The organism is Streptomyces caelestis (assembly GCF_001279005.1).
Taxonomy (GTDB): Bacteria; Actinomycetota; Actinomycetes; order Streptomycetales; family Streptomycetaceae; genus Streptomyces; species Streptomyces heliomycini.
The window spans coordinates 80,632-101,998 of sequence record NZ_LGCN01000040.1 but is presented as its reverse complement, the minus strand read 5'-3'; the positions used below and the strand labels follow the sequence as shown (position 1 = coordinate 101,998).

General features: G+C 71.3%; 19 protein-coding genes. 12 read left to right on the top strand and 7 right to left on the bottom strand.

Features of this window, described 5'->3' with window-relative positions; all coding sequences use genetic code 11:
- Positions 1 to 107: 107 nt before the first annotated feature.
- Positions 108 to 1,196 carry a redox-regulated ATPase YchF gene (ychF, locus tag ADK41_RS04830; protein WP_030830578.1) on the bottom strand — a complete coding sequence of 363 codons (1,089 nt, stop codon included), beginning with the start codon at positions 1,194 to 1,196 and terminating at the stop codon, positions 108 to 110.
- Positions 1,197 to 1,378: 182 nt separating this feature from the next.
- Here ychF and ADK41_RS04825 point away from each other — a divergent pair, with 182 nt between their 5' ends.
- Positions 1,379 to 1,984, top strand: a complete 606-nt coding sequence (locus ADK41_RS04825; RefSeq protein ID WP_199822399.1) for a DUF6542 domain-containing protein — start codon at positions 1,379 to 1,381, stop codon at positions 1,982 to 1,984.
- A gap of 3 nt (positions 1,985 to 1,987) precedes the next feature.
- Here ADK41_RS04825 and ppgK read toward each other — a convergent pair whose 3' ends face one another.
- Both ppgK and ADK41_RS04815 read right to left on the bottom strand, forming a co-directional pair.
- A complete protein-coding gene (ppgK, locus tag ADK41_RS04820; protein ID WP_030830573.1) occupies positions 1,988 to 2,734 on the bottom strand; it encodes a polyphosphate--glucose phosphotransferase in 747 nt (248 codons plus the stop codon).
- Positions 2,735 to 2,816: 82 nt separating this feature from the next.
- Positions 2,817 to 3,824, bottom strand: coding sequence for a 4-hydroxy-3-methylbut-2-enyl diphosphate reductase (locus ADK41_RS04815; RefSeq protein ID WP_078662050.1), 1,008 nt, complete (start codon positions 3,822 to 3,824; stop codon positions 2,817 to 2,819).
- Positions 3,825 to 3,889: 65 nt separating this feature from the next.
- Between ADK41_RS04815 and xseA the strand changes: the two genes are divergently transcribed.
- From xseA to ADK41_RS04800, 3 genes are all read left to right on the top strand, one after another.
- Complete coding sequence (xseA, locus tag ADK41_RS04810) at positions 3,890 to 5,098, top strand: exodeoxyribonuclease VII large subunit (RefSeq protein WP_030830568.1); 1,209 nt, start codon at positions 3,890 to 3,892, stop codon at positions 5,096 to 5,098.
- Positions 5,099 to 5,107: 9 nt separating this feature from the next.
- Complete coding sequence (locus tag ADK41_RS04805) at positions 5,108 to 5,359, top strand: exodeoxyribonuclease VII small subunit (RefSeq protein WP_030830566.1); 252 nt, start codon at positions 5,108 to 5,110, stop codon at positions 5,357 to 5,359.
- Positions 5,360 to 5,484: 125 nt separating this feature from the next.
- Positions 5,485 to 6,075 (top strand): malonic semialdehyde reductase, encoded by a 591-nt coding sequence (locus ADK41_RS04800; protein ID WP_053635517.1) that lies wholly within the window; start codon positions 5,485 to 5,487, stop codon positions 6,073 to 6,075.
- A gap of 81 nt (positions 6,076 to 6,156) precedes the next feature.
- Here the strand turns inward: ADK41_RS04800 and ADK41_RS04795 are convergent, their stop codons facing one another.
- Positions 6,157 to 6,681 carry a DUF4245 domain-containing protein gene (locus ADK41_RS04795; protein WP_199821845.1) on the bottom strand — a complete coding sequence of 175 codons (525 nt, stop codon included), beginning with the start codon at positions 6,679 to 6,681 and terminating at the stop codon, positions 6,157 to 6,159.
- 125 nt (positions 6,682 to 6,806) lie between these two features.
- On the opposite strand from ADK41_RS04795, the gene glpX reads away from it, so the two are divergent.
- Positions 6,807 to 7,841: a class II fructose-bisphosphatase gene (glpX, locus tag ADK41_RS04790; protein WP_030830553.1), complete on the top strand. Its 1,035-nt coding sequence runs from the start codon at positions 6,807 to 6,809 to the stop codon at positions 7,839 to 7,841.
- A 286-nt stretch (positions 7,842 to 8,127) separates the two neighbouring features.
- On the opposite strand, the gene ADK41_RS04785 is transcribed toward glpX, so the two are convergent.
- Complete coding sequence (locus tag ADK41_RS04785) at positions 8,128 to 8,502, bottom strand: WhiB family transcriptional regulator (RefSeq protein WP_078662048.1); 375 nt, start codon at positions 8,500 to 8,502, stop codon at positions 8,128 to 8,130.
- 94 nt (positions 8,503 to 8,596) lie between these two features.
- Positions 8,597 to 9,292, bottom strand: a complete 696-nt coding sequence (locus ADK41_RS04780) for a DUF1707 SHOCT-like domain-containing protein (protein WP_030830547.1) — start codon at positions 9,290 to 9,292, stop codon at positions 8,597 to 8,599.
- 146 nt (positions 9,293 to 9,438) lie between these two features.
- Here ADK41_RS04780 and ADK41_RS04775 point away from each other — a divergent pair, with 146 nt between their 5' ends.
- From ADK41_RS04775 to ADK41_RS04755, 5 genes are all read left to right on the top strand, one after another.
- Entirely contained in the window at positions 9,439 to 11,118 is a 1,680-nt protein-coding gene (locus ADK41_RS04775) for a fumarate hydratase (RefSeq protein WP_030830543.1), read from the top strand.
- 259 nt (positions 11,119 to 11,377) lie between these two features.
- A complete protein-coding gene (locus tag ADK41_RS04770) occupies positions 11,378 to 12,799 on the top strand; it encodes a M28 family peptidase (RefSeq protein ID WP_037804653.1) in 1,422 nt (473 codons plus the stop codon).
- Between the two features lie 110 nt (positions 12,800 to 12,909).
- The gene (locus ADK41_RS04765) at positions 12,910 to 14,313 is read left to right on the top strand and encodes a class II fumarate hydratase (protein WP_030830538.1); all 1,404 of its coding nucleotides are present in this window, start codon (positions 12,910 to 12,912) and stop codon (positions 14,311 to 14,313) included.
- A gap of 73 nt (positions 14,314 to 14,386) precedes the next feature.
- The gene (fomD, locus tag ADK41_RS04760) at positions 14,387 to 15,085 is read left to right on the top strand and encodes a cytidylyl-2-hydroxypropylphosphonate hydrolase (protein ID WP_051843306.1); all 699 of its coding nucleotides are present in this window, start codon (positions 14,387 to 14,389) and stop codon (positions 15,083 to 15,085) included.
- Between the two features lie 274 nt (positions 15,086 to 15,359).
- Positions 15,360 to 17,486: an ATP-binding SpoIIE family protein phosphatase gene (locus ADK41_RS04755; RefSeq protein ID WP_030830532.1), complete on the top strand. Its 2,127-nt coding sequence runs from the start codon at positions 15,360 to 15,362 to the stop codon at positions 17,484 to 17,486.
- Positions 17,487 to 17,550: 64 nt separating this feature from the next.
- Here the strand turns inward: ADK41_RS04755 and ADK41_RS04750 are convergent, their stop codons facing one another.
- A complete protein-coding gene (locus ADK41_RS04750) occupies positions 17,551 to 19,842 on the bottom strand; it encodes a transglycosylase domain-containing protein (RefSeq protein WP_030830529.1) in 2,292 nt (763 codons plus the stop codon).
- 260 nt (positions 19,843 to 20,102) lie between these two features.
- Between ADK41_RS04750 and ADK41_RS04745 the strand changes: the two genes are divergently transcribed.
- On the top strand, positions 20,103 to 21,038 hold the full coding sequence (locus tag ADK41_RS04745) for an SPFH domain-containing protein (protein WP_030830526.1): 936 nt from the start codon (positions 20,103 to 20,105) through the stop codon (positions 21,036 to 21,038).
- Complete coding sequence (locus tag ADK41_RS04740; protein ID WP_030830524.1) at positions 21,035 to 21,289, top strand: hypothetical protein; 255 nt, start codon at positions 21,035 to 21,037, stop codon at positions 21,287 to 21,289. The genes ADK41_RS04745 and ADK41_RS04740 overlap by 4 nt, the downstream gene beginning before the upstream one ends.
- Positions 21,290 to 21,367 lie beyond the last annotated feature (78 nt).

Below are 21,367 nucleotides of genomic sequence, written 5' to 3'. Positions count from 1 at the left end.
CAAGCGCGGGAACCAGCCGGGGGCCCGACCTGGAAAGGCAGGGCCCCTCCCTCATGACCTGTATGACCTGTACGTTTCCAGGTCATCGATGTGGGATGGAGTACCCGCTACACGTTGAAGCGGAACTCCACCACGTCGCCGTCCTGCATGACGTACTCCTTGCCCTCCATGCGGGCCTTGCCCTTGGCGCGGGCCTCGGTGACCGAGCCGGTCTCGACCAGGTCGTGGAAGGAGATGACCTCCGCCTTGATGAAGCCCTTCTGGAAGTCGGTGTGGATGACACCGGCGGCCTCGGGGGCGGTGGCGCCCTTCTTGATGGTCCAGGCGCGGGATTCCTTCGGGCCGGCCGTGAGGTAGGTCTGCAGGCCGAGGGTGCGGAAGCCGACGTGGGCGAGGGTGGCGAGGCCGGGCTCGTCCTGGCCGACGGACTGGAGGAGTTCGAGGGCCTCGTCCTCGTCGAGCTCGGCGAGGTCCGCCTCCAGCTTGGCGTTGAGGAAGATCGCCTCGGCGGGGGCGACCAGGGCGCGCTGCTCGTCCTTGAAGGCCTCGTCGGTCAGCTCGTCCTCGTCGACGTTGAAGACGTAGAGGAAGGGCTTGGTCGTGAGGAGGTGCAGGTCGTGGAGGAGCTCGTTGCGCTCGGTGCCCTGGACGATGCCGTGGGCGAAGAGGGTGTCGCCCTTCTCCAGGATCTCCTTGGCCTCCTCGACCGCCTTGACCTTGGGCCCGATGTCCTTCTTGATCCGCGACTCCTTCTGGAGGCGGGGAAGGACCTTCTCGATGGTCTGGAGGTCGGCGAGGATCAGCTCGGTGTTGATCGTCTCGATGTCGTCCTTGGGCGAGACCTTGCCGTCGACGTGCACGACGTTCTCGTCCTTGAAGGCACGGATGACCTGGCAGATCGCGTCGGACTCACGGATGTTCGCGAGGAACTTGTTGCCGAGGCCCTCGCCCTCCGACGCGCCGCGCACGATGCCGGCGATGTCGACGAAGTCGACCGTGGCCGGAAGGACCCGCTGGGAGCCGAAGATCTCGGCCAGCTTGGTCAGCCGGGGGTCGGGGACGCCGACGACGCCGACGTTCGGCTCGATCGTGGCGAACGGGTAGTTGGCCGCCAGCACGTCGTTCTTGGTCAGGGCGTTGAACAGGGTCGACTTGCCGACATTCGGCAGACCGACGATTCCGATCGTGAGCGACACGTTGCGACTTCCCGTACGTGAGGATGGGGACGAGGACCGGCCGACGGGGCTGCGTGGGCCGATCCACCAGTCTACGGCGTGCCCGCCCGCACCCCGGCGACACAGTCGAACGTCCGGCCGGACTCCGATCCCCGGCGTGTCTCAGGGGCCGTTCGGCACATAAAACGACCTACGTTGGTTCAGTGGAGCAACACAGGACGCGACCCGCGCGGTACGGACGGTACGGACGGTACGGACCGCGACGTGACAGCCCGGCCGGACCGGCCAAGCCGCCGCTGCCTTCGCAGGCGGGACGGGCGGCGGGGGGCGGGGCCACGCGGTCCGCCCGGCCCGCCCGGGTGCCGGAGGGCCGGCCCGGTTCCCCGCCCGCGGTCCGGCGGCTGCCCAACCCGCGGCTCACCGGTCTGGGCTCGGTCCTGTTCTGCGGGCTGACGATGCTCGTCCTCGGTCTGCTGACCGAGGCGCTGTTCGGGGCTTCGCAGACCGTGTACGGCGTGCTCTTCCCGCCGGTGTGCGCGCTGACCGCGCTGTGGGTGCGCGAGGGGGACCTGCTCGTCGCGCCCGTCGTGGTGCCGATCGCGTTCGCCGTGGGGCTGGTCCCGCTCGCCGACGAGGGCGGCGGCGGCACCGGCGACCGGCTGATGGGCATGGTGACGGGCCTCGCCACCCAGGCCGGGTGGCTCTACGGCGGGACGCTGGTCGCGGGTCTGATCGTGCTCGTCCGCAGGACGCGCCGGGTGCGCGCGGCCAACCGGCGCACCGCGCGGAACCGTCCCGCCCGGCCGTAGGTCCTAGGCGCCCGTCGCCGCCCGCATCGCCGCGCCCACGATGCCGGCGTTGTTCTGCAGCTGGGCGGGGACGATCTCCGCCTTGATGCCCTGGATGCGGTCCAGGAACTTGTGGGACTTGCGGCTGACGCCGCCGCCGATGATGAACAGCTCGGGCGAGAACAGCATCTCGACGTGGGCCAGGTACTTCTGCACCCGGTGCGCCCAGTCCTCCCACGACAGGTCGTGGTCCTCCCTGGCCTTGCTGGAGGCCCGCTTCTCCGCCTCGTGGCCGTGCAGCTCCAGATGGCCCAGCTCGCTGTTGGGGACGAGGACGCCGTCCACGAACAGGGCGCTGCCGATGCCGGTGCCGAAGGTCAGCAGGATCACCGTGCCCCGGCGGTGGCGTCCGGCGCCGAAGTGCATCTCGGCGACGCCGGCCGCGTCCGCGTCGTTCACCACCGTCACCGGCAGGCCGCCCAGACGGTCGCCGAGCAGCACGCGCGCGTCGGTGTCGATCCAGCTCTTGTCGACGTTGGCAGCCGTACGGATCGTGGTGCCGCCGGTGACGACACCCGGGAAGGTGACCCCGACCGGTCCGGTCCAGCCGAAGTGGTCGACGACCTGCTTCACGCCGTCGGCCACCGCGTCGGGTGTGGCCGGGTGCGGGGTGAGGACCTTGCAGCGCTCCTGCGCCAGGTCCCCCTTGTCCAGGTCGACCGGGGCGCCCTTGATCCCGGAACCGCCGATGTCCACGCCGAAGATCTGCATGGCCCCACGTTACGACGTGGGACGCGACGTCACGGATCCGGCCTCCTCGGCCGTCACACCCGCTCCACCGTCACCGCGCGGATCACGCCCCGGAGCCGCCGCGCTCGGCCACCAGGGCCGCCGCCTCCTCGCGCAGGTCGCGGCGGAGCTCCTTGGGCAGCGAGAAGGTGATGGACTCCTCGGCGGCCTTGACGATCTCGACGTCCTCGAAGCCGCGCCCCGACAGCCATTCCAGCACCTGCTCGACCAGGACCTCCGGCACCGAGGCGCCCGAGGTGACGCCGACCGTGCTCACGCCCTCCAGCCAGGCCTCGTCGATCTCGTCGGCGAAGTCCACCAGGTACGCCGCACGGGCGCCGGCCAGCTTGGCGACCTCCACCAGCCGCTTGGAGTTGGAGGAGTTGCGCGAGCCGACCACGATCACCAGGTCCGCCTCGGCGCCCATCTGCTTGACCGCGAGCTGGCGGTTCTGCGTGGCGTAGCAGATGTCGTCGCTGGGCGGGGAGATCAGCTGGGGGAACTTCTCCTTGAGGGCGTCGACGGTCTCCATGGTCTCGTCGACGGAGAGGGTGGTCTGGGAGAGCCAGACGACCCTGGAGGGGTCGCGGACCTCGACCTTGGCCACGTCGTCGGGCCCGTCGACGAGCTGGATGTGGTCGGGGGCCTCGCCGGAGGTGCCGATGACCTCCTCGTGGCCCTCGTGGCCGATCAGCAGGATGTCGTAGTCGTCGTTCGCGAAGCGGACGGCTTCCTTGTGGACCTTGGTGACCAGCGGGCAGGTGGCGTCGATGGTGGCGAGCCGGCCGCGCTCGGCCTCCTCGTGGACGACCGGGGCGACGCCGTGCGCGGAGAACATGACGATGTTGCCCGGCGGGACCTCCTCCGTCCGTTCGACGAAGATCGCGCCCTTCTTCTCCAGGGTCTGCACGACGTATTTGTTGTGCACGATCTCGTGCCGGACGTAGACGGGGGCCCCGTACTGCTCCAGGGCCTTCTCGACGGCGATCACGGCGCGGTCCACTCCCGCGCAGTAGCCCCGGGGGGCGGCGAGCAGGACACGGCGGCCAGGCGAAGCGGTCATGCGTCCCATCGTAAGGCCGCGCGCGGAGGCCCGGTCACGGTGCGTTGTCGGTGGGGCGCACTACTCTCGCGGACATGGCTCTCAACACGTCTGCGGAAGCGCCGCTGCCCGTCGGTGAGGTGTCGCGGCTGATCGGGGGGTGGATCGACCGGCTCGGCGCGGTGTGGGTCGAGGGGCAGATCACCCAGCTGTCGCGGCGGCCGGGCGCCGGGGTGGTGTTCCTGACGCTGCGCGACCCGTCGTACGACGTCTCCGTGGGCGTGACCTGCTACCGGCAGGTGTTCGACGCGGTCGCGGACGTGGTGAGCGAGGGCGCGCGGGTGGTGGTGCACTGCAAGCCGGAGTGGTACGCGCCGCGCGGGCAGCTGTCGCTGCGGGCCGCCGAGATCAAGCCGGTCGGGGTCGGGGAGCTGCTGGCGCGCCTCGAGCAGCTGAAGAAGTCCCTCGCACGGGAGGGCCTGTTCGCACCGGAGCGGAAGAAGCCGCTGCCGTTCCTGCCGCGGCTGATCGGGCTGGTGTGCGGGCGGGCCTCGGCGGCCGAGCGGGACGTGCTGGAGAACGCCCGGCACCGGTGGCCCGCCGTCCGCTTCGAGGTGCGCAATGTGCCCGTGCAGGGGGTGCACGCGGTGCCGCAGGTGGTCCAGGCCGTGAAGGAGCTGGACGCGGTCGACGACGTGGACGTGATCATCGTGGCGCGGGGCGGCGGCAGTGTGGAGGACCTGCTGCCGTTCTCCGACGAGCAGCTGGTGCGGACGGTGGCGGCGTGCCGTACGCCGGTCGTCTCCGCGATCGGGCACGAGCCGGACAACCCGCTGCTCGACCACGTGGCCGACCTGCGTGCCTCCACGCCGACCGACGCCGCCAAGAAGGTGGTGCCGGACGTGGGCGAGGAGCACGAGCGGGTACGGATGCTGCGCGACCGGGCGCGGCGCTGCGTCCAGGCGCTGCTGGACCGGGAGGAGCGCGGGCTGGCGCACGCGCTGGCCCGGCCCTCGGTGCAGGATCCGCACCGGATGGTCGACGCGCGCGCGGAGGAGGTCACGGCGCTGCTGGAGCGGGTCCGGCGCTCGCTGCGGCACCGGCTGGACCGGGCCGACTCCGAGCTGACGCACACGCACGCGCGCGTGGTGGCCCTGTCCCCCGCCGCGACCCTGAAGCGCGGGTACGCCGTGCTCCAGCGGGCGGACGGGCACGCGGTGCGGGATCCGGCCGGGGTGGAGGCCGGCGAGGTGTTGCGGGCGCGGGTGTCCGAGGGCGAGTTCACTGTCCGAGTCGATGTTTAGGGTGGGCGGATGACCAGCAAGACGGAGCAGACGGCAGCGGCCGAGGCGCTCGGGTACGAGCAGGCGCGGGACGAACTGATCGAGGTCGTACGACGGCTGGAGACGGGCGGCACGACGCTGGAGGAGTCCCTCGCGCTCTGGGAGCGGGGCGAGGAGCTGGCCAGGGTGTGCCGGCGCCGGCTGGACGGGGCGCGGGCCCGGCTGGACGCGGCGCTCGCGGAGGAGAACGGGGCGGAGGACGCCGGGGAGGCCGATCAGTGAAGTGGATCACCGAGCTCCACATTTAATTGAACATTGAACATCAAGGGCGTACGGTCGGACCCGCCAAAAGGTCCGTGCTTCATACACGGAAATACGGGCCGACGTACCCCCGAGAAGGTTCACGCATGTCTCTCGCCCTCGACCCCGCCGCCCAGGACCTGCTGTTCCGCGAGGCGCGCACCGCCAACACGTTCACCGACGAGCCGGTGACCGACGAGCAGGTGCGGGCGATCCACGACCTGGTCAAGTACGGCCCCACCGCCTTCAACCAGAACCCCCTGCGCATCACCCTGGTCCGCTCCCCCGAGGCCCGTGAGCGCCTCGTCCACCACCTGGCGGAGGGCAACCGGGCCAAGACGGCCGCCGCCCCGCTGGTCGCCATCCTGTCCGCGGACAACGAGTTCCACGAGGAGCTCCCCGCCCTGCTCCCGCACTTCCCGCAGGCCAAGGACGTCTTCTTCGGCGAGCGCCCGGTGCGGGAGAGCGCCGCCGCGCTGAATGCCGCCCTCCAGGCCGCCTACTTCATCATCGGCGTACGCGCCGCGGGCCTGGCCGCCGGCCCGATGACCGGCCTCGACTTCGAGGGCCTCCGCAAGGAGTTCCTGGACGACGACCACACCCCGCTGATGGTCGTCAACATCGGCCGCCCCGGACCGGACGCGTGGTTCCCGCGCTCCCCTCGCCTGGAGTACGAGCAGGTCGTCACCACCGTCTGAGCCGCATCGGCACGGACCACAGGGGGCGGGGCCCTGCCGGATCGGCCGATCCGGCAGGGCCCCGCCCCCTGTGGGTTCCGCTCACTCCGTGCGCAGCGACCCGGCCATCTTCGTCAGCTGCCCGAACGACGCCGTGCCGGTCACGACGGTGGTCGAGCCCTCGGTGCCCTCCAGCACCAGCGCGTCGTAGTGGTCGCCCTCGTAGCGCGTCCAGGTCTCGCCGTCGATCCGCTGCGTGGTCTCCGTCTTCACGGCGCCCTGCGTCGTGTCCTCGATGAACGCCGACCGCTTGCCCGCGGACTGCTCGACCGCCACGTACTCCCCGTCGGGCGCGTGGAAGCCGAGGTGCCAGGCCTCGGACTCGGTGCCCCGGTAGCGGACGGAGGTGGGCTTCCACGCCTCCGGCAGGCCCTCCGGCGCGGCCACGGGGTAGGAGGCGGCCCGGCGGGCCGTGAGCAGGTCGACCCGGTAGTCGACCCGCTTGATGTCGGGCTCACCGTCCTCGTGCGGGATGAACAGCCAGACCACTCCCGCGACGAGCATGATGACCGCCAGGGAAAGGATCATGTCCCGGGCCGTTTTCTGCACACTGCTCGTTCCTGCCACGCCCCTATCGTCGCAGGTGCCCGGTGCGCTCATCCGTGGGGGGCCCTGCTCATTTTGTCGTACTGGCGATAGAGTCGTGTCCCACACCCTCATCCGGCCGTCGTCGTACAGAAAGGTGCGCTCCGATGACCGAACACCATCACCTGCCGTCCGAGCTCGATGTCCCGTCCGAAGCCCCCGACCGCAACCTCGCCCTGGAGCTCGTGCGGGTCACCGAGGCCGCGGCCATGGCGGCCGGCCGCTGGGTAGGGCGCGGCGACAAGAACGGCGCCGACGGCGCCGCGGTGCGCGCCATGCGCACCCTCGTCTCCACCGTCTCGATGAACGGCGTCGTCGTCATCGGCGAGGGCGAGAAGGACGAGGCCCCGATGCTCTTCAACGGGGAGCGCGTGGGTGACGGGACCGGCCCGGAGTGCGACATCGCCGTCGACCCGATCGACGGCACGACGCTGACCGCCAAGGGCATGACGAACGCCATCGCGGTGCTGGCCGCCGCCGAGCGCGGCTCGATGTTCGACCCGTCGGCCGTGTTCTACATGGACAAGCTGGTCACCGGCCCCGAGGCCGCCGACTTCGTCGACATCAACGCGCCGGTGAACGTGAACATCCGCCGGGTCGCCAAGGCCAAGCGGGCCACCCCCGAGGACGTCACCGTGGTGATCCTCGACCGGCCGCGGCACGAGGGCATCATCAAGGAGATCCGGGAGACCGGGGCGCGCATCAAGCTGATCTCCGACGGCGACGTGGCCGGCTCGATCCTCGCGCTGCGCGAGGGCACGGGCATCGACCTGCTGCTCGGGGTGGGCGGCACCCCCGAGGGCATCATCTCGGCCTGCGCGGTGAAGTGCCTGGGCGGGACGATCCAGGGCAAGCTGTGGCCCAAGGACGACGAGGAGCGGCAGCGGGCGGTCGACGCCGGGCACGATCTGGACCGGGTGCTGACCACGGAGGACCTGGTCACCGGGGACAACGTGTTCTTCGTGGCGACGGGGATCACCGACGGCGAGCTGCTGCGCGGAGTGCGGTACCGGTCGGAGACGGCCACGACCGATTCCATCGTGATGCGGTCCAGGTCGGGGACGGTCCGGAGGATCGACTCCGAGCACCGGCTCAGCAAGCTGCGGGCTTACAGCGCGATCGACTTCGACCGGGGCAAGTGAAACGTCACTTCGGTACGGGGGCTGCGGCGCGGCGCGTGGGCGAGTGCGTTGTGCCTGCGGCGCGGCGCGTGGGCGAGTGCGGGTGCGTGGGGGCTGGTCGCGCAGTTCCCCGCGCCCCTGGGTGGGTCGACCTGCCCGGCGTGAAAAGGCGCCCCCGTGCGAAGGGAGCGCCCACGCGGCGGAGCCGCACATGTCACAGCCCCACACCCCTGGGCGGGTCGACCCGCCCGGCGTGAAAAGGCGCCCCCTGTGCGGAGGGGGCGCTCTTTTCCTTTGCGCGTGGGTGTCAGCCCGCTGCCGCGATGCGGCCCGGGCGGGAGGTCTTCTTCAGTTCCATTTCGCGGCGCCTGCGGCGGGCCAGGACCACTCGGCGTTCGGCGGCGGTGAGGCCGCCCCAGACGCCGTAGGGCTCGGGCTGGAGCAGGGCGTGCTCGCGGCACTCGACCATCACCGGGCAGCGGGCGCAGACGCGCTTGGCCGCCTCCTCGCGGGAGAGCCGGGCGGCGGTGGGTTCCTTGGAGGGTGCGAAGAACAGCCCCGCCTCGTCGCGCCGGCACACCGCCTCGGTATGCCAGGGGGCGTCCTGGTCCCTGTCCCGCGCTGCCGCTCGCTGGGCCGGGACAGCGGCTATCTGCAGGGACGAATGCGGCGGTTGCAGCACGGTCTACTCCTGACGACGGCTTCGCGAGCGAGACACGATGCAGCAAGGCTTACCCGTTGTGCGCGCGCCTATGCACTGAGTTCCGGACCGCGCGTCAGTGCCCCAGGTGTCTGCGCGTGCTCCGGTCGACCTTGCGCTGCACCCGGTCGAGGATGTCCGCCACGAGCTTGCCGCGCTTGGGCCGCGCCTCGACGGAGCCCAGCACCGCCCAGCCGTCCACGTAGACCACCGGGGCCTCGGCGTCGGTCGCGTCGAGCGTGGCCACCTCGAAGGAGCCGAGCACGCCGCCGCCCATGCCGCGCAGCGACACGTTCTCCGGGACGCGGATCTCGACGCTGCCGAAGACGGCGAACGACTTGATCATGACCTGCTGGTGGTCGAACAGCGCCTCGCTGAGGTCGATCTCGACGCTGCCGAAGATCGCGTACGCGTGGATGCGGCGCCCGGTGCGCCAGCGGCCCTTGCGGGTGGCGGCGCCGAACACCGCGACCACGTTGTCGTCGGGGTCCACCGGGATGGCGCCGGTGGTGGGGCGGCTGGGGGCGGAGGCGTGCGCCGCGCGCCGCTGGTGGGCCGCCGGCAGGTCCCGGACGAACGCCTCCAGCTCCCCGACCGTCTTGGCGGCCAGCACGCCCTCGACGCGCTCCGCGTGCTCGTCGGGGGTGAGGCGGCCCTCGGCGAGGGCCTCGCGCAGGAGGCCGGCGGTACGGTCCCGGTCGGCGTCGGAGGCGCGCAGCTCGGCCGTCCGCGGTGCCGTGTCCGGCTGTTGGGCGTGCTTCTGAAGGTCCACGGCGGCAGCGTACCGAAACGCGATAGATCGCGACCACCCCCCGACGGGGACGACTGAGGACAACCTCACAGGTTCGCCGTGAGGAGCAGGTCCTACGCTGGTGAGCGCCCGCCAACGTCGGCGGGCGGCCGTCTGTCGAGTGAGGAATGGGCGAGATGCCTGAGTTCGAGTACGCCGATCTGCTCCCCATGGGAGAGGACACCACCCCCTACCGGCTGGTGACCTCCGAAGGTGTCTCCACCTTCGAGGCCGACGGACGGACGTTCCTCAAGGTGGAGCCGGAGGCGCTGCGCAAGCTCGCCGAGGAGGCCGTCCACGACATCCAGCACTATCTGCGCCCGGCCCACCTGGCGCAGCTGCGCCGCATCATCGACGACCCCGAGGCGTCGGCCAACGACAAGTTCGTGGCCCTGGACCTGCTGAAGAACGCGAACATCGCGGCGGCGGGCGTGCTGCCGATGTGCCAGGACACCGGTACGGCGATCGTCATGGGCAAGCGCGGGCAGAACGTGCTGACGTCCGGGCGCGACGAGGAGGCCCTGAGCAAGGGCATCTACGACGCCTACAAGAACCTGAACCTGCGCTACTCGCAGATGGCTCCGCTCACCATGTGGGAGGAGAAGAACACCGGCTCCAACCTCCCCGCGCAGATCGAGCTGTACGCGACGGACGGCGGCGCGTACAAGTTCCTGTTCATGGCCAAGGGCGGCGGGTCGGCCAACAAGTCGTTCCTCTACCAGGAGACCAAGGCCGTCCTGAACGAGACCTCCATGATGAAGTTCCTGGAGGAGAAGATCCGTTCGCTGGGCACGGCCGCCTGTCCGCCGTACCACCTGGCGATCGTCGTCGGCGGCACGTCGGCCGAGTACGCGCTGAAGACCGCGAAGTACGCCTCCGCGCACTACCTGGACGAGATCCCCACCGAGGGGTCGGCGCTCGGGCACGGCTTCCGGGACAAGGAGCTGGAGGAGAAGGTCTTCGAGCTGACGCAGAGGATCGGGATCGGGGCGCAGTTCGGGGGCAAGTACTTCTGCCACGACGTGCGGGTGGTGCGGCTGCCCCGGCACGGGGCGTCGTGCCCGGTCGCGATCGCGGTGTCGTGTTCGGCGGACCGGCAGGCCGTCGCGAAGATCACCGCCGAGGGCGTGTTCCTGGAGCAGCTGGAGACCGACCCGGCGCGGTTCCTGCCGGAGACGACCGACGAGCAGCTCGAGGAGTCGGGCGACGTCGTCAGGATCGACCTCAACCAGCCGATGGACGACATCCTGGCCGAGCTGACCAAGTACCCGGTCAAGACCCGGCTCTCGCTGACCGGGCCGCTGGTCGTGGCGCGGGACATCGCGCACGCGAAGATCAAGGAGCGGCTGGACGCGGGCGAGGGGATGCCGCAGTACCTGAAGGACCACCCGGTCTACTACGCGGGGCCCGCGAAGACGCCGGAGGGGTACGCGTCGGGATCGTTCGGACCGACGACGGCCGGGCGCATGGACTCGTACGTGGAGCAGTTCCAGGCCGCCGGCGGGTCCAAGGTGATGCTGGCGAAGGGGAACCGGTCGAAGCAGGTCACCGACGCGTGTGACGCGCACGGCGGGTTCTACCTGGGGTCCATCGGCGGGCCGGCGGCCCGGCTCGCGCAGGACTGCATCAAGAAGGTCGAGGTCGTCGAGTACGAGGAGCTCGGGATGGAGGCGGTGTGGAGGATCGAGGTGGAGGACTTCCCCGCGTTCATCGTCGTCGACGACAAGGGGAATGACTTCTTCCAGGATCCTTCGCCGCAGCAGCCGACGTTCACGTCGATTCCGGTGCGGGGGCCCGGACTGGCGTAGTTCCGCGGGAAGGGGCGGTGGGGCGAGGTTTTCTCGCCCCACCGCCCCTTCCCGTTCCCGACCCTTCGGGGGCGCTGGAGCGGATCACCGCCGTCCGCATAGCGGATCCCGTGTGCTTCTTTCGGACAATCAAGCCCCGACTTCACCCTTTCCGTTGACGGGCCCGACCAACCCTGTGAGTCTTCTCGCCACTCCGACATGCTCATGCCATGTCAATCCTGTGTGGCTCACCCCACAGCCACCTCCCGGAGGAGACAAGGTGAAACGAAGATTCGCCGTGGCGGGCTTCTCGCTCGCTGTCGTGCTCGGCTGCGGCACACTCCCCGCCGCGGCCACCGACTCCGCGCCCGCCGCGAACACCGCCGTCGCCGCGCCCGACGTCGACGTGACCAAGGTGAGGGCGCACCTGAGCGAACTCAGCGCCATCGCCGGACGGAACGGCGGGAACCGCCGGTCCACCACCCAGGGCTACCGCGACTCCGTCGCCTACGTGAAGGGCAAGCTGCAGGCCGCCGGGTACACCGTCACCGAGCAGCCGTGCACCTCCGGCTGCACCAGCGGGGCCGGGCCCAACCTGATCGCCGAGTGGCCGAAGGGCGACGCCGGCAACGTGTACATGTTCGGCGCCCACCTCGACGGCGTCTCGGCCGGGCCCGGCATGAACGACAACGGCTCCGGCTCGGCCGCCCTGCTCGAGAACGCCCTGACGCTGGCCCAGCAGAACCCGGCCATGCGCAACCGGGTCCGCTTCGCCTGGTGGACCGACGAGGAGCAGGGCCTCAACGGGTCTGACTTCTACGTGCGTTCGCTGTCGTCGACCGAGCGCGCGAGGATCAAGGCGTACTACAACTTCGACATGATCGCCTCCACCAACGGCGGCTACTTCATCAACCACATCACCTCCTCGGCCGCCGCGCCGATGAAGGCGTACTGGGACTCGCTGGGCCTCCAGCCGGAGGAGAACACCGAGGGCGCGGGGCGCAGCGACGACTACTCCTTCGAGCAGTACTCCATCCCCACCTCCGGCTACGCGATGGGCGCCAGCGCGCGGAAGACCTCCGCGCAGGCCGCCAAGTGGGGCGGCACGGCGAGCAGGGCGTACGACCCCTGCTACCACTCCTCCTGCGACACCCTCACCAACATCAACACCACCGGACTGGACCGCGCGTCCGACGGCATCGCGTACACGATCTGGCAGCGGGCCGTGGACAGCGGCACCGGCGGCGACTGCGACACCGCCGGAGCGGTCGTGAACGGCGGGTTCGAGAGCGGCACCTCGCCGTGGACCGGGACCACCGGGGCCATCGGCGCCCACTCGGGCCAGTCGGCCCACAGCGGGAGCCGGTTCGCCTGGCTCGGGGGGAACGGGACCACGAGCACCGAGTCGCTCAGCCAGACGGTGACCGTGCCGGCCGGGTGCTCGACGGCGTCGCTGACCTACTGGCTGCATATCGACACCGACGAGTCCGGCTCGACCGCCTACGACAAATTCACCGTCAAGGCCGGCGGCACCACGCTCGCCACCCTGTCCAACGCCAACGCCGGCAGCGGCTACGTGCAGCGGTCGGTCGACCTGTCGGCGTACGCCGGGCAGACGGTGACCCTGACCTTCACCGCCGGCGAGGACCGCAGCCTGCAGACCGGCTTCCTCCTGGACGACGTCACCCTCCAGAACGGCTGACCTCCCCCCACGGGACCGCCGCCCCGCCGCGCTCCTCCTGCGGTGGGGCGGCGGCCGTCCGGGAATACGCTCGTCGGACACGGCTGCTGTGCATGCTCGGAGGTACGACGATGACGACCACGGACGACGACCGGCACTACCGCGTCGAGCACGACTCCATGGGGGAGGTGAGGGTACCGGCCGACGCCAAGTGGCGCGCGCAGACCCAGCGCGCCGTGGAGAACTTCCCGGTCTCCGGGCAGCGCCTGGAGCGCGCCCACATCGAGGCCCTGGCCCGGATCAAGGGCGCCGCTGCCAAGGTGAACGCCCGGCTCGGGGTGCTGGACGAGGACGTCGCCGAGGCGATCCAGGAGGCGGCCGGCGAGGTCGCCGAGGGCCGGTGGGACGAGCACTTCCCCGTCGACGTGTTCCAGACGGGCTCCGGGACCTCCTCCAACATGAACGCCAACGAGGTCATCGCCACGCTCGCCACCGAACGGCTGGGGCGGGACGTGCACCCCAACGACCACGTCAACGCCTCGCAGTCGTCCAACGACGTCTTCCCGTCGTCCCTCCACATCGCCGCGACCGCCGCCGTCACCCGCGACCTGATTCCGGCCCTCGACCACCTCGCCGCGTCCCTGGAGCGCAAGGCCGAGGAGTTCGCCGACGTGGTGAAGTCCGGACGGACCCACCTGATGGACGCCACCCCGGTGACGCTGGGCCAGGAGTTCGGCGGGTACGCGGCCCAGATGCGGTACGGGATCGAGCGGCTGAACGCCTCCCTGCCGCGCCTGGCCGAGCTGCCGCTGGGCGGGACCGCCGTCGGCACCGGCATCAACACCCCGCCGGGGTTCGCCGCCGCCGTCATCGAGGAGGTCGCCCGCGCGACCGGGCTGCCGCTGACCGAGGCGCGCGACCACTTCGAGGCGCAGGGCGCCCGGGACGGCGTCGTGGAGACCAGCGGGCAGCTGCGCACCGTCGCCGTCGGGCTGACGAAGATCGCGAACGACCTGCGGTGGATGGCGTCGGGACCGCGCACCGGCCTCGCCGAGATCGGTCTGCCCGATCTCCAGCCCGGCTCCTCGATCATGCCCGGCAAGGTCAACCCGGTGATCCCGGAGGCCGTGCTCATGGTGTGCGCGCAGGTCACCGGCAACGACGCGACCGTCGCCGCGGCCGGCGCCTCCGGCAACTTCGAGCTCAACGTCATGCTGCCGGTCATCGCGAAGAACGTGCTGGAGTCGGTGCGGCTGCTCGCAGGCGTCTCCCGGCTGCTCGCCGACCGCACCGTCGACGGGATCGTCGCGCACCGGGAACGCGCCCGGGAGTACGCCGAGTCCTCGCCGTCCGTGGTCACCCCGCTCAACAAGTACCTCGGCTACGAGGAGGCCGCCAAGGTCGCCAAGAAGTCCCTGGCCGAGCGGAAGACCATCCGGCAGGTGGTCCTGGAGGGCGGCTACGTCGAGCGCGGCGACCTCACCGTCGAACAGCTCGACGAGGCGCTGGACGTCCTGCGCATGACGCGCCCGTGAAACCTCGCGCACCGGGTGTGAACCGTGACGGGGCGCCACGGCGTCGTAGGGCCGGGGCGCCTACTATCTGGCCATGGCGGAGGGCGGAGCGACGATGCGCGCAGAAGAGGAAGCGGGCGGGACGGCCGGACACTGGGCGCCCGGGGCACAGATCCTGTGGCGGTACCGGGAGAACGGCGGCGCGCGCATCCACATCGCGCGCCCCGTCACGGTCGTGCGCGACGACCCGGAACTGCTCGCGGTGTGGATGGCGCCCGGTACCGAGTGCGTGAAGCCGGTGCTCGCCGACGGCACGCCGGTGCACCGGGAGCCGCTGGGCACCCGGTACACCAAGCCGCGCACGGTGGGGCGGGGCCGCTGGCTGGGCACCGGCGTGCTGAAGCTGGCCCGGCCCGGCGATCCCTGGTCGGTGTGGCTGTTCTGGGAGCCGGGCTGGCGGTTCAAGAACTGGTACGTGAACCTGGAGGAGCCGCTGGCCCGCTGGGCGGGCGGGGTGGACTCCGAGGATCACTTCCTGGACATCTCCGTGCGCCCGGACCGGAACTGGTCCTGGCTGGACGAGGACGAGTTCGCGCAGGCCCGGCGGGACGGTCTGGTCGACTCCGCGCTGGCCGGGAGGGTGCGGGAGGCCGGACGGGCCGCGGTGACGGTGATCGAGTCCTGGGGGCCGCCGTTCGCCGACGGGTGGGAGAACTGGCGCCCGGACCCGTCGTGGACGGTACCGTCACTGCCACGGGACTGGGACCGCACTCCGGCGCATGCGTCCTCGTGAGACCCTTGCTGCGCCCCCGGGCAGGAAACGTAGGATCGTCCTCCGCAAGGGTGCGGGGCAGCAATCACCGGAACGCGCACCAGGCTTGACCGATCGTCACCGAGGGGCGGCAGGACGTGAGCGAGGGGTACGGAAACACCGGCGCCGGCCGGGAACGGCCGGCCGGCGGCACAGGAACAACCTCTGACCACGCGGGAAATCCGTTCCGGGGGCACGTATTCCGGGTATCGGAGTTCCGGCGGGACGAACCGCGCGCACGGCGTGCGCCGGACGGATGGACTCGACACGCGTGACGGAGCAGCCGACCTCCTTCGAACGCCCGCAGCCGGGCGTCGACCCCGCGGATCCCCGCGGGGCGCTCCTGCGTACCCCGCCACCGGAGCGTGTGCCGGGCACCGGGGCCGCCTTACCCGTACAGGGCCGTTCCGGCGACGAGCCTCCCGCGTCCGGGGCCGCGTCCCCGGAACCGTCGGGGGCCGCGTCGCCGGACACGGTGACGCCCGGCGACACCGGTCAGGACCCGGCGGCCGGGCCCGGCTCCGAGCACTCCCAGCCGGGTGCCGGGCAGGGCGCCGGGCCGGACACGCACCGGCCGCGTCCCGCGCCCGAGGGCATTCCGGTGCAGCCGGTCGTGGGCCCCGACGGCACGGAGCGGCGTACCGGGCAGCTCGCCCAGCCCGGCCGGCCCACACCGATGCGACGGGACGGGGACCGGCTGCGGTTCGTCGGCGCCGCGACCCGGCGGATCGCCCGCGGCATCGACCTGGACGAGATCGTGATGGGGCTGTGCCGGGCCACCGTGCCCACCTTCTCCGACGCGATCCTGGTCTACCTGCGCGATCCGCTGCCGGTCGGCGACGAGCGGCCCACCGGCCCGCTGGTGCTGCGGCTGCGCCGCACCGACCGGATCCCGGCCGAGCGGGACACCGAGGGCGGGTTCACCCCGGTCGCGCCGCCGGAGCCGTCCGAGCTGGACTCGGTCGGCGCGGAGCTGTGCACGGTGCGGCCCGGCAGCGCGCTCGCCGAGGTGCTGCGCGGTGTACGGCCGGTGTTCACGGACGCGCCCGCGGCCCGCGCCGCACTGCCCGAACTGCTCGGCGAGGAGGGCGCGTCGGCCGTACCGGACGGGCAGCGGGCGATCCTCGCGCCGCTGCGCGGCCGGCGGCGGGTGATCGGCGCGGCGCTGTTCCTGCGCCGCCCGGAGCGCATCCCGTTCGAGGCCGACGACCTGCTGGTCGCCGCGCAGCTCGCCACGCACAGCGCCCTCGGCATCGACAAGGCGGTGCTGTACGGGCGGGAGGCGTACATCGCGGACGAGCTGCAGCGCACGATGCTGCCGGAGAACCTGCCGCGCTGCACCGGCGTGCGGCTGGCGTCCCGGTACCTGCCGGCCGCGGAGACCGCGCGGGTCGGCGGCGACTGGTACGACGCCATCCCGCTGCCCGGCAGCCGGGTCGCGCTGGTGGTCGGCGACGTCATGGGGCACTCCATGACCTCGGCGGCGATCATGGGCCAGCTGCGCACCACCGCGCAGACCCTGGCCGGGCTCGACCTGCCCCCGCAGGAGGTGCTGCACCACCTCGACGAACAGGCGCAGCGGCTCGGCGTGGACCGCATGGCGACCTGCCTGTACGCGGTGTACGACCCGGTGTCGCACCGCATCACCATCGCCAACGCCGGCCACCCGCCGCCCGTCCTGCTGGAACTGGGCGGCCGGGCCGAGGTGCTGCGGGTGCCCGCGGGCGCCCCGATCGGCGTGGGCGGGGTGGACTTCGAGGCCGTGGAGCTGGACGCGCCCGCCGGGGCGACCCTGCTGCTCTACACCGACGGCCTGGTGGAGTCCCGGCTGCGGGACGTGTGGACCGGGATCGAGCAGCTGCGGGAGAAGCTCGCCGCGACCGCGCAGCTGACCGGGCCCGATCACCCGCCGCCCCTTGAGGCGCTGTGCGACGAGGTGCTCGACATGCTCGGTCCGGGCGACCGGGACGACGACATCGCGCTGCTCGCCGCCCGCTTCGACGGGATCGCGCCGAGCGACGTGGCGTACTGGTTCCTGGAGCCGGAGGACGCGGCCCCCGGCCGGGCCCGCCGCCTCGCCCGGCGGGCACTGTCCCGCTGGGGCATGGAGGAGCTGAGCGACTCCGTCGAGCTGCTGGTCAGCGAGGTGGTGACCAACGCCGTGCGGTACGCCACGCGGCCGGTCACGCTGCGGCTGCTGCGCACCGACGTGCTGCGCTGCGAGGTCGGCGACGACGTGCCCCAGCTGCCGCGGCTGCGGCAGGCGCGGGCCACGGACGAGGGCGGGCGCGGGCTGTACCTGGTGAACCGGCTGGCCCGGCGCTGGGGCGCGACCCGGCTGAGCACGGGCAAGGTGGTGTGGTTCGAGCTGAACCACGGCTGAACCGCCGTACGACGTGACGAAGGGGCGCCCGGTGTGATCACCGGGCGCCCCGCTCGTTCTCCGTCTACTGCTCCTCGTCGTCCCCCGGGTCCTCCGGGCCCCCCGGGAGCTCGAACGTCGGCGGTGCGGAGGTCGTCGGGTCCGCCGACGGTTCCGACGTCGGCGGCGCGGAGCTCGGCGGCGCGGAGCTCGGCGGCGCGGAGGTCTCCGGCGGCGCCTCGGTGGTCGGCTCCTCGCTCGTCGGCTCGTCGCTCGGCGTCCCGGACGGCGACTGCGAGACGGACGGCGAGCTGCTCGGCTTCTTCACCGCGTTGCCCTGCTTGGTGTCCAGGTCGAACTCGGTGACCTCGTCCATGACGCCGAAGGTGTACGCGGCCCAGATCTCCGCCGGGGGGCCGCCGCCGTTGACGCGGTAGTCGACGCCGGCCGCCTCGTACATCGGGACCTGCTCGCCGCTCTTCGCGTCCTCGCCGAACAGACCGACCGAGGTGACCAGTTCGGGCGTGAAGCCGGTGAACCAGGCCGACTTGTTGTTGTCGGACGTACCCGTCTTGCCGGCGACCTCCTGGCCGTTGCGCAGCGGGTTCTCCCGCACGGACGTCTTGGCCGTACCGTCGTCGACCACACCGGTCAGCACGGAGGTCACCGTGTCGGCGGCCTCGCGGCTGATGACCTGCTCGCCGACCGGGTCGGGGAACTCGACCGCGCGGTCCTTGTGCTCGACTGACTTCACGATCGCCGGGGTGACCTTCTTGCCGTGGTTGTCGAGGGTGGCGTAGACGCCGGCCATCTCCAGCGGGCTCGCGCCCATACTGCCCAGGGTCTGCGCGGGGACGGCCTCCATGCCCTCGGTCTCCATGCCGAGTTCGCCCGCGGTCCCGACCACCTCGGTCATGCCGACGTCGATGCCCATCTGCGCGAAGACCGAGTTGACGGACTTGTTCATCGCCTCCTGGACGGTGATGTCGCCGTAACTCCGGTCGTCCTCGTTGGGCGGCGCGAAGCCGACCTCCTTGCCGCCGTCCAGCACGGGCCGCTCGCTCGTGCCGTCGTACAGCGTGTTCGCCGTGATCGGCACGCCGTCCTGGGTCTCGGCGTCCTGGTCCACGGCCGCGGCGAGGATCACCGGCTTGAAGGTCGAGGCGGCCTGGTAGTCGTCACGGGTGGCGTTGTTGGTGTAGTGCTTCACGTAGTCCACGCCGCCGTACATCGCCACGACCGCGCCCGTCTTCGGGTCGACGGAGACGGCGCCGGCCTGGACGTCGGCGTCGACCTCGCGCTTGTCGGGGTCCAGCTTGCTGGTGAGCTTGGTCTTGACCGCCTCCTCCAGCGCCTTCTGCTTCTTCTTGTCGATGTTGAGCGTGACGGTGTAGCCGCCGAGGTCCAGCATGGCGTCGGCCTGCTTCATGTCCTCGGCGGTGCCCTGGGCGACGAGCTGCCGCTTGAGCGCGGCGTTGGCGGCCTCGACCAGGTATCCGGTCTGGCCCTCCATGCCGGGGGCGGCCTTGGGCTCCTCGGGCACCGGGAACTTCATGCCCTGGCGGTCGGCCCGGTCCAGCCACTTCTGCTCGACCATGTTGTCCAGGACGTAGTTCCAGCGCTCCTGGACGAGCCTCTTGCCGGTGTCGCTGGCGATCGCCCAGTCGTACTGGTTCGGCGCCTGGAGCAGCGCGGCGAGGTACGCCCCCTGCTCGACGGTCAGGTCCTCGGCGTCGACGCGGTAGTAGGCCTGCGCGGCGGCCTGGACGCCGTAGGCGCCGCGGCCGTAGTAGCTGGTGTTGATGTAGCCGGCGAGGATGTAGTCCTTGGACTTCTCCCGGTCCAGCTTCAGGGAGATGACCAGTTCCTTCAGCTTGCGGGTGACGGTCTGTTCCTGCGTCAGGTAGTAGTTCTTGACGTACTGCTGGGTGATCGTCGAACCGCCCTGCGCGCCCTTGCCCGAGACCGTGTTGAGCAGGCCGCGCGCGGTGCCCCTGAGGTCGACGCCGGAGTCCTTGTAGAAGGACTTGTTCTCGGCGGCGACGAAGGCGCGCTGGACGTCCTTGGGCACCTTCGCCAGGTCGACGATCTCGCGGTTGCGCTCGCCCGTGCGGGCCATGATGCTGCCGTCGCTGTACTCGTAGACGTTGCTCTGCAGCTCGGCGTCGGCGTTCCCCTCGGGGATGTCGATCATCATGTACAGCACGATGAAGGCGCCCATGCCGAGCAGGCAGAGGCCGAAGAACGTGCCGAGGATCTTCTTCCAGGTGAAGAGGCGGCGTATGCCGCCGCGGCCGGCCGTGCCCGACGAACGGCCCTGGGGTGCCGCACGGCGCCCACCGCGCTGTCGTGCGCGTCTTTCTTCCGCTCGTCCCATGCGTCCGTTCCGCTCCGCTTCGTTCGTGTGTGCTCTGTGGCCACACCAGTTCGCCGCTCGGGTCAGCTCAGAAAGCTAACACCGGGAGCTATGACAAAGAGCCGCCGATCCCACCTTTACGGGCGTGAGAATCAGCACCTGACCCAATGGAACCGACGTGCGAGAGGGGTGTGAGGTTGCCGTGATCGGGTAAAGTGCTATCACTTAGCTAGGCAGGTGCTAGCCGCTCGGCGAGCGCCCGGAGAAACGGGGGATCACCCATGTCCACACACGACACGCAGGTCACGGCCGATGTGCCCGAGATGCCGGCCCCACGCGTGCGGGAGTTCGCGGCGCACAGCATCGGCGGCGGGCTGGCCCTGCTGCTCGGCCTGGTCGGTCTGCTGCTCGGCACCGGACTGATCGTCACCGCCACGGCGGTCACCGGGGCCGGCGCCAAGGCCGTACTGATCATCGGCGGCGTCCTGGTCGCCGTCGCCGCGTTCCTCGCGATGTGCGGGCTGAACATGGTGGCGCCGGGCGAGGCGCGGGTGGTGCAGCTCTTCGGCCGCTACCGGGGCACGATCCGGCAGGACGGGCTGCGCTGGGTGAACCCCCTCACCTCGCGCCGGAAGATATCGACGCGGGTGCGCAACCACGAGACCGCGGTCCTGAAGGTGAACGACGCCTACGGCAACCCGATCGAGCTGGCCGCGGTCGTGGTGTGGCGGGTGGAGGACACCGCGCAGGCGACCTTCGAGGTCGACGACTACGTCGAGTTCGTCTCCACCCAGACCGAGGCGGCCGTGCGGCACATCGCCATCGAGTACCCCTACGACGCCCACGACGAGGACGGCCTGTCGCTGCGCGGCAACGCCGAGGAGATCACCGAGAAGCTCGCCGTCGAACTGCACGCGCGCGTGGAGGCGGCCGGGGTGCAGATCATCGAGTCCCGGTTCACCCACCTCGCGTACGCCCCCGAGATCGCCTCGGCGATGCTCCAGCGGCAGCAGGCCGGCGCGGTCGTGGCGGCGCGGCAGAAGATCGTGGAGGGCGCCGTGGGCATGGTGGAGTCGGCGCTGGCCCGGATCGCCGAGCAGGACATCGTGGAGCTGGACCCCGAACGGAAGGCGGCGATGGTGTCCAACCTGATGGTGGTGCTGTGCGGTGACCGCTCCGCGCAGCCGGTCCTCAACACCGGGACGCTCTACCAGTGACGACTCCGTCCGGGGGCTCGGCCCCCCAGGGCCGGCCGCAGCGCAAGCAGGTGCTGCTGCGGCTGGACCCGTCGGTGTACGAGGCGCTGGCGCGCTGGGCCAACGACGAGCTGCGCTCGGCGAACGCGCAGATCGAGTTCCTGCTGCGGCGGGCCCTCGCGGAGGCCGGGAGACTGCCCGGCGAGGTGGGACCCCTGCCCCGCCGCGGCCGTCCCCCCGGGGGGTCCGCCCCCGGGCCCCCTTCGACCTGAACGGCCCCGCCCGGGCGGGCCGAGCACGCCCGGCCCCCGGTAGCGGAACCGTGACAATCGGCCCCCACCTGCGCTTTC